The organism is Streptomyces sp. FH025, from assembly GCF_017427025.1.
Lineage (GTDB): Bacteria > Actinomycetota > Actinomycetes > Streptomycetales > Streptomycetaceae > Kitasatospora.
On sequence record NZ_JAFLNG010000501.1, the window covers coordinates 1 to 5,817 of the forward strand.

Sequence of the window (5,817 nt, forward strand, 5' to 3'; positions counted from 1 at the left end):
TCTGGGGAACACCCAAGGGCCGGGCCGGAGGGGCGACCGCATGATGGAGCCACTCGGGTTACCTGTTGGTAACAAACTTCCGCCGTGGAGGCAACAGTTGAGAACCCCACTTCTCCGCTTCTCCGCAACTCCGCTGCACCGTCGGCCCGGTGGGGCGTTCGGCGCGCTGTTCGGCGCCGCCGTGCTAGCGGGTGCCCTGCTGGTCGGTGCGGCGGCTCCCGCTTCGGCGGCTCCGGCTCGAGGGTCGGCTGCGGCCCCGGTTCGGGCGTCGGCGCCGGTGGCTCGTACGGCGGCGGCCGCGGCCGAACTGCCGCCCGACGGTGACACGGTGGCCTCGCCGCCGGGGGCCAACGACTGGAACTGCCGTCCGACCGCCGCACACCCCGACCCGGTGGTCCTGGTGCACGGTACCTTCGCCAACCGCTACGAGAACTGGCTGGCGCTCTCCCCGTTGCTGAAGGGCCTCGGGTACTGCGTCTTCGCCCTCGACTACGGCACCATCCCCGGCATCACCTCCACCGGTAGCGGCCTGGTGCTGCCGATCGGCGGGCTCGGGCCGGTGCCCGCGTCGGCGGCCCAACTCGCGAGCTTCGTCGACCTGGTGCGGAACGCGACCGGCGCGGCCAAGGTCGACATCGTCGGGCACTCGCAGGGCGGCATGCTGCCGAACTACTACCTGAAGTTCCTCGGAGGGGCCTCGAAGGTCGGCAGGCTGGTCGGCCTGGCGCCGTCCAACCACGGCACGACCCTGGACGGGATCACCAGGCTCGCGCCGTACTTTCCCGGCGTGGCGGACCTGATCTACACCGTGTGCCAGGCCTGCCGGGACCAGGCGGTGGGCTCCGACTTCAACCGGACCATGGCCTCTCGGCCGGACACCGTGCCGGGCGTGAGCTACACGGTGATCTCGACCGTGTACGACGAGGTCGTCACCCCGTGGCGGACCCAGTTCCTGGACGGGCCGGGCGTGGACAACGAGGTGCTGCAGGACCACTGCCCGGTCACGCTCGCCGAGCACGTGGCGATCGCGTTCTCGCCGACGGCGCTGCACCTGGTGACCAACGCGCTGGACCCGGCGCACGCCACGCCGGTGCTCTGCGGCTGACGGGGGCTGACGCCGCCCGCGCCGACGGTCGCTCCGGGGCGCGGGCGGCGCGGTGTTCAGCGGGTGCGCCTCGTTCAGCGGGCGGAACGGAAGCGGAAGGTGACGGCCGCGGTGACCCCGTCGGGGTGAAGGTCGTACGGGCCGGGCGGGTCGAGCAGCGCGGCGTCGTAGCGGGTCAGCGGAGTGCCGTCGATGACGGCCGAACCGGCGAGGCAGACCAGCAGGACGGTCGCCTCGGGCGGGACCTCCACCCTGCGGGGCGTGCTCACCGGCTCCACGGTGGCCTCGACCCGGCCGCGGCGGGTCATCACGTTGAAGTCCACCACCGGCCCGCCGAGCAGTCGGCAGTCCGTCGCGGCGTCGCCGGGGAAGGCGAACGGGCGGAACGGCGCGTCGACCAGTTGTTCCGCGCCGTCCACGGAAAGCGCCATGCCCGCGCCCTCGACCAGGGTGATCACCCGGTCGACGCCGGGGAACGACGAGAACGGCCCGGCCGTCGCGACGTCCGCGAGGCTGACCCGCCAGTCGAAGCCGTCCAGCCCGGCCCCGCTCGGGAATCCGGTGACCTCCCTGGTCACCCCGCCGCCGTTGAGCCACGGGGTGGCCGGGCGTTCGCTCGCCCGCAGTACCTGGATGTGTCGGGTGCTCGTCATGGCCTCGCATCCTGCCATCTGCGGGGGAGGGTGTCAGCGGGCGGACGGCTGACAGACGACGGATGACAAATAACAGGTGACGGATAACGGATGACAGATGACAGATTTCATCATCTGTCATCTGAAGGTTGTCAGCCGTCACCGGCACCCATCACCATCACCCGCCACCCCTCAGCGCCGCCCGACCGCCAGCGGCAGCAGGGCCGCCGTGGTGGCCGCGAGCGCGACCGTGGTCAGGGCCAGCGGCAGCCCGGCGGCATCGGCGAGGAAGCCGATCACCACCGGACCGATCAGCATCCCGCCGTACCCGAGCGTCGAGGCGAGCGCGACGCCCTGCGGACCGCCCGTCGCGCCGGCCCGGGCGATCGCGAGCGGAAAGAGGTTGGCCAGGCCGAGCCCGACCAGGACGAACCCGCCGATGGCGAGCGGTACGGCCGGCGCCAGCGCGGCGATCAGCATCCCGACCGCCGCCGCCAGCCCGCCGAGCAGCATCAGCCGGTTCTGCCCGAGCCTGATGGACAGCCAGGTGCCGCCGACCCGCCCGCTGGTCATCGCGAAGGCGTACGCGGCGTACCCGGCGGCCGCCGTCCCGGCGCTCGCGTGGACGTCGTCGGTGAGGTGCAGGGTGGTCCAGTCGGCGATCGCGCCCTCGCCGTACGCGGTGCACAGCGCGGTGAGGCCGAGCAGCACGACCAGCAGCCGCACGTGCCCCGAGGCCGGGCGGCCCGGTGCCTCCTCGGTCGAGCGGTCCGGTACGACCATCGGCGCCGCCGGGCTGCGCAGCAGCGCGAAGCCCGCGCCGGTGGTGACGGCCAGCCCCAGCAGCCCGCAGAGCGCGAGCGCCCAGGCGGTGGTCAGCCGGTCGGCGAGCAGTCCGCCCAGGCCCGCGCCGAGCAGTCCGCCCAGGCTGTACCCAGCGTGGAAGCTCGGCATCACGGGCCGTCGCAGCTGCGCGACCAGGTCGACGGCGGCGCTGTTCATCGCGACGTTGGCACCGCCGTACCCGGCGCCGAACAGCAGCAGCACGCCGCCGAGCGAGAGCACCGAGTGGGCGTGGGCGGGCAGCGGGACGGCGATGCTGAGCAAGGTGAGCGAGCCCACGGTCACCGGGCGCGAGCCGTACCGCAGGCAGAGCCGGCCGACCACCGGCATGGTGAGGACGGCGCCGATCGACAGGCAGAGCAGGGCGAGGCCGAGGGCGCTGTGCGAGGCGCTGACCTGGCTGCGGACGTTCGGGATGCGCACGACCCAGGCGGCGAAGAGGAAGCCGTCGACGGCGAAGATGGCGGTGAGCGCGAGACGTGCCGGGCCCCAGGGGCTGTCGGCCACCGGGGGTGTGCTGCGAGACTGGGGGAGGGAGCGATCCGGGCGATGATGGGAACGGATTTTGTTTCGAAGCGACACAAAGTCACAATAGAGGCGTGCAGCTCTCACCATCAAGCCCGCGGCCCCGCTCCGGGACCGACCCCGACGCGCAGCGCGACGCCCACCGCCGCGCGGCCCCCGACCGAGGTCGGACGCTGCTCGGCCCTGCGCTCTCGCTCATCCACACCGGCCAGACCCCGACCCGGTCCGCGCTCACTCGCGCACTGGACGTCACCCGGGCCACCGCCGGCGCGGTCACGGCCGAACTCGAGGCGCTCGGCCTGATCACCGTCGACTCGCGCCCGGCCGGTGGCGGCCGCGGCCGGCCCTCGCACCGGCTGGCGATCGACCCGCGGGGCCCGGTCGTGGTCGCCGGGCAGATCCACTCCGACGGGTTGAGCGTCACCCTGGCAGGCCTCGGCGGACTGCTCGACCCGCCCGTCCACCTGCCGCTGCCCGCCGCCACCGACCCGGTCCGGATGCTGCGCGCGGTCGCCCAGGCGGGCGCCGAGCTCGCCCGTTCGACCGACCGCCGCTGCCTGGCCGCCGCGCTCGCCCTGCCCAATCCGGTCACCGAGCCGGATGGCACCGCGCTCGCCGCACTGCACTTCGCCTGGCCCAGTGGTACCCCGGTCGCCGACCTGTACGACGTCGAGGTCGGTCGCGCCGACCACGGCCCGAACTCGGTGCACCCGCTGCCCACCGCCATCGCCAACGACGCCAATCTCGCCGCGCTCGCCGAGTACCGGCACGGCGCCGGGCGTGGCGCCCGCCACCTGCTCCTCGTCACTTCCGGCCACCGCGGCGTCGGCGGCGCCCTGGTGATCGACGGCCACCTGCACACCGGCAGCGCCGGGCTCGCCCTGGAGGTCGGCCACCTCACCGTCGACCCGCAGGGCCGCCCCTGCATGTGCGGCAACCGGGGTTGCCTCAACGCCGAGACCGACCCCGACGCTCTGTTCGCCGCCGCCGGGCTCACCCCGGAGCCGGGGCGACCGCTGCTCGACCAGGCGCGCGAGCTGTGCTGGGCGGCCGCGACCGACGAACGGGCGCGGGCGGCGGTGGAACACGTCATCGACCGGCTCGGACTCGGGCTGGCCGGGGTCGCCAACATCCTCAACCCGGACCGGGTGGTGCTCAGCGGCCTCCACCTCGACCTGCTGGAGGCCGCTCCCGACCGCCTGCGCGCGGTCGTGGCCGAGCGGTCGCTGTGGGGGCGCAGCGGGCGGGTGCCGATCGTCGGCGCGGAGCTGGCGCACGGCGCGCTCGCGGGCGCCGCCGAACTGGGTTGGGGGCCGTACCTGGCGGACCCGCAGTCGGTGCAGGCCTGAGGGCGGGCGTCGACGGGTCGGGGCTGCCCGGCGGTGTCACCCGAGGGCAATAAGCGGAAGCTGGAGTTCTGGAAACGGTCACTTATCGTGACACTCGTACACTCGTAGTGAGCAGCGGGGGGCCGCAACGAGGGAGTCAGTCACCATGAGCACCCAGCCCGACGGCAACCGTGGCGACCGCGGCATCGAGCCGACCGTCGACGTCGACCGCTCCGACCAGGCGTACCGCGCCTGGCTCAAGGAGGCGGTGCGCAAGGTCCAGGCCGACGCCAACCGCTCCGCCGACACCCACCTGCTGCGCTTCCCGCTGCCCGCCGAGTGGGGGATCGACCTCTACCTCAAGGACGAGTCCACCCACCCGACCGGCTCGCTCAAGCACCGCCTCGCCCGCTCGCTCTTCCTCTACGGGCTCTGCAACGGCTGGATCCGGCCGGGCAAGCCGGTGATCGAGGCCTCCAGCGGCTCCACCGCCGTCTCCGAGGCGTACTTCGCGCAGCTGATCGGGGTGCCGTTCATCGCGGTCATGGCCAAGACCACCAGTCAGGCCAAGATCGACCTGATCGAGTTCCACGGCGGCGAGTGTCACCTGGTCGAGCGCTCGTGCGAGGTGTACGAGGCCTCCGCCAGGCTCGCCGAGGAGACCGGCGGGCACTACATGGACCAGTTCACCTACGCCGAACGGGCCACCGACTGGCGGGGCAACAACAACATCGCCGAGTCGGTCTTCGCCCAGCTGCGCCTGGAGCCACACCCCGAGCCGGCCTGGATCGTCGCCACTGCGGGAACGGGCGGCACCTCGGCGACCATCGCCCGGTACGTGCACTACATGCAGTACGACACCCGGATCTGCGTCGCGGACCCGGAGAACTCCTGCTTCTTCGAGGGCTGGGTCAACCACGACCCGGGCGCCGTGTGCGAGAGCGGATCCCGGATCGAGGGCATCGGGCGGCCCCGGATGGAGCCGAGCTTCGTGCCCGGCGCGATCGACCGGATGATGAAGGTGCCGGACGCCGCCTCGATCGCGGCCGTGCGGGTGCTGGAGCGCGTCCTGGGGAAGAAGGCGGGTGCCTCCACCGGGACGGGGCTCTGGAGTGCGCTGCGGATCGTCGCCGAGATGCGGGCCGCCGGGCGGACGGGAAGCGTGGTCGGGCTGATCTGCGATCCGGGGGACCGTTACCTGGACAAGTACTACTCGGACGAATGGCTGGCCGGCGAGCGGATCGACATCGCGCCGTACCGGGCCGCGCTGGAGTCGTTCCTGGCGGGCGGCGAGTGGACGGGGTGACGGCGTGACGGGCTCGGGCTGACGGCGGACGGATGTCAGCGAACAGCCGACAGATGACAGCGAACAGCTGACAGATAA

General features: G+C 72.9%; 5 protein-coding genes. 3 read left to right on the plus strand and 2 right to left on the minus strand.

Going from position 1 to position 5,817, the window contains the following annotated elements; translation table 11 throughout:
- Nucleotides 1-196 precede the first annotated feature (196 nt).
- Nucleotides 197-1,105, plus strand: coding sequence for an esterase/lipase family protein (locus J0670_RS27775; protein WP_374223185.1), 909 nt, complete (start codon nt 197-199; stop codon nt 1,103-1,105).
- A gap of 74 nt (nt 1,106-1,179) precedes the next feature.
- Here the strand turns inward: J0670_RS27775 and J0670_RS27780 are convergent, their stop codons facing one another.
- Nucleotides 1,180-1,758, minus strand: a complete 579-nt coding sequence (locus J0670_RS27780) for a HutD family protein (protein ID WP_207814441.1) — start codon at nt 1,756-1,758, stop codon at nt 1,180-1,182.
- A 171-nt stretch (nt 1,759-1,929) separates the two neighbouring features.
- Entirely contained in the window at nt 1,930-3,087 is a 1,158-nt protein-coding gene (locus tag J0670_RS27785; RefSeq protein ID WP_374223184.1) for an MFS transporter, read from the minus strand.
- A 92-nt stretch (nt 3,088-3,179) separates the two neighbouring features.
- Between J0670_RS27785 and J0670_RS27790 the strand changes: the two genes are divergently transcribed.
- Both J0670_RS27790 and J0670_RS27795 read left to right on the plus strand, forming a co-directional pair.
- Nucleotides 3,180-4,454 (plus strand): ROK family protein, encoded by a 1,275-nt coding sequence (locus tag J0670_RS27790; RefSeq protein ID WP_207814443.1) that lies wholly within the window; start codon nt 3,180-3,182, stop codon nt 4,452-4,454.
- A gap of 145 nt (nt 4,455-4,599) precedes the next feature.
- Nucleotides 4,600-5,739, plus strand: coding sequence for a PLP-dependent cysteine synthase family protein (locus tag J0670_RS27795; RefSeq protein WP_207814444.1), 1,140 nt, complete (start codon nt 4,600-4,602; stop codon nt 5,737-5,739).
- Nucleotides 5,740-5,817: the final 78 nt, after the last annotated feature.